Consider the following 1,231-nt stretch of genomic DNA (forward strand, 5'->3'; position numbering starts at 1 on the left):
TGAATCGCCCCGGGTTTCGTAGACACCTCCATGCCTTAAACTGAGGCCAATCAGGAGGTGCCATGAGCAACCCACGTTATCCCGAAGAATTCAAAATCCAAGCGGTCAATCAAGTGACCGAAAAGAAGCTGCCTGTCGCTGATGTAGCGGCTCGTCTCGGCGTGTCGACGCATAGCCTCTATGCCTGGATAAAGCGCTACAGCAAACCTCAACAAGAACGGCAGCAGGATGATGATCAGCACGCTGAACTGCGTCGTCTGCGAGCCGAACTCAAGCGGGTCACCGAAGAGCGAGACATCTTAAAAAAGGCCGCCGCGTACTTTGCCAAGGAGTGCGGTTGAAGTACGCCTTTATCAAGCAGCGAGCGGGCGACTATTCCATTCGACGGCTTTGCCTGACGCTGAAAGTCCATCCCAGTGGTTATTACGCTTGGTTGTCTGAGCCGCAATCTGCACGCGCTAAAGACGACCAGCGATTGCTGGGTTTGATCAAGCACTCGTGGCTGGAGAGCGGCGGAGTTTATGGCTATCGCAAAATCCATGACGACCTGCGCGAGGTCGGTGAAGATTGTGGTCGGCATCGTGTGGCGAGGTTGATGCGTCTTGAAGGTCTGCGCTCTCAGACAGGGTATCGACGTCGCCCTGGAAAGTACGGCGGTAAGCCAGCGGTCGCCTCACCCAATTTGCTGAAGCGCCAGTTCGATGTCGTGGAACCCAACAAGGTTTGGGTCACCGACATCACCTATATTCGTACGTATGAAGGCTGGCTGTATTTGGCGGTGGTGCTGGATCTGTTTTCCCGTCAGGTCGTTGGCTGGTCAATGAAGTCGCAGATGACCAGTGATTTGGCCATTGATGCGTTATTGATGGCGGTTTGGAGGCGAAAACCGAAACAAGAGGTGATGGTTCACTCCGACCAGGGCAGCCAGTACAGCAGCTCCGATTGGCGCAGTTTTTTGAAGGCAAACAATTTGGTTGCCAGCATGAGCCGCCGAGGCAATTGTCATGACAACGCCGTGGCTGAGAGCTTTTTCCAGCTTCTGAAACGGGAACGAATCAAGCGGAAAATCTACACCTCACGGCAAGATGCTCGTAGTGATGTGTTCGATTACATCGAGATGTTCTACAACCCAAAACGCCGCCATGGTTTCAACAATCAGCTGTCACCGGTAGAGTTTGAAAAACGTTACGCAATGAGCTTGCAAGGTGTCTAGAGAATCCGGGGCGATTCA

The 1,231-nt window shown here is 53.2% G+C and carries 1 protein-coding gene; it reads left to right on the forward strand.

The window, feature by feature from the left end:
* The first annotated feature begins 62 nt into the window (after positions 1-62).
* Positions 63-1,213 (forward strand): IS3-like element ISPsy29 family transposase gene (locus tag HBR93_RS26710; RefSeq protein ID WP_169961433.1). Its coding sequence is split into 2 segments (ribosomal slippage): positions 63-297 and positions 297-1,213, totalling 1,152 coding nucleotides; the frame shifts between segments, so codons are not numbered across the junction.
* Positions 1,214-1,231: the final 18 nt, after the last annotated feature.

This window comes from Pseudomonas sp. WS 5411 (assembly GCF_012985595.1).
Classification (GTDB): domain Bacteria; phylum Pseudomonadota; class Gammaproteobacteria; order Pseudomonadales; family Pseudomonadaceae; genus Aquipseudomonas; species Aquipseudomonas shahriarae.